The following is an 879-nucleotide window of genomic DNA, read 5'->3' on the forward strand; positions in this document are numbered from 1 at the left end:
ATTCTCTACATCGATGCGATCCACTACTCCGTAAGAGACAATGGCGTGATCCGAAAGCTCGCAGCTTACGTAATTCTGGGAATCAACACAGAAGGAAAGAAAGAAGTTCTGACTATCAGTGTTGGTGATAATGAAAGTGCAAAATATTGGCTTTCTGTTATGAATGAGCTAAAAAACCGGGGCGTAAAAGATGTACTGGTTATCTGTGCGGATGGCTTAACCGGTATCAAAGAAGCTATTGCTGCAGCTTTCCCCAAAACCGAATATCAGCGCTGTATCGTGCATCAGGTAAGAAATACTCTAAAATATGTCCCTGATAAGGACAGAAAAGCATTTGCCACGGACCTGAAGACCATTTATCAGGCGTCTGACGAAAAGAAGGCCCTGGCAGCCTTAGACCGTGTGACAGAAAAATGGGCACCGAAATATCCGAATTCCATGAAACGCTGGAAAGATAACTGGGATGCGATCTCTCCAATTTTCAAATTTTCAGCAACGGTCAGAAAAGTGATTTATACTACAAATGCCATCGAATCCCTGAATTCCACCTATCGGAAACTGAACCGTCAGAGGAGCGTATTTCCAAGTGATACGGCCCTTTTAAAGGCATTATATCTTGCTACATTTGAAGCCACCAAAAAATGGACCAGTACAATCCGGAATTGGGCGCAGGTATATGGTGAACTGAGTATTATGTATGAAGGCCGGCTGCCAGAATAATAAAAAACAGGTCAGAGAAACAGGCGGGGAACCGCCTGCTCTTGACATGCCATTCAACAACTGTTATATATAAAGCAAGGGTGAAAAGCCTAGTTTTTAAGCTACTCACCCTTTCTTATCATAGAAGAATCCTATTTACAGAGATTTTTTCATAGTCTC

At 42.4% G+C, this 879-nt stretch carries 1 protein-coding gene; it reads left to right on the top strand.

The window, feature by feature from the left end; translation table 11 throughout:
* Positions 1-720: IS256 family transposase (locus DWW77_RS17830; RefSeq protein WP_118609268.1), on the top strand; the 720-nt coding region annotated here is incomplete at its 5' end.
* Positions 721-879 lie beyond the last annotated feature (159 nt).

Origin of the sequence: Ruminococcus sp. AF17-12 (genome assembly GCF_003479245.1) — a bacterium.
GTDB classification, from domain to species: Bacteria; Bacillota; Clostridia; order Lachnospirales; family Lachnospiraceae; genus Blautia_A; species Blautia_A fusiformis.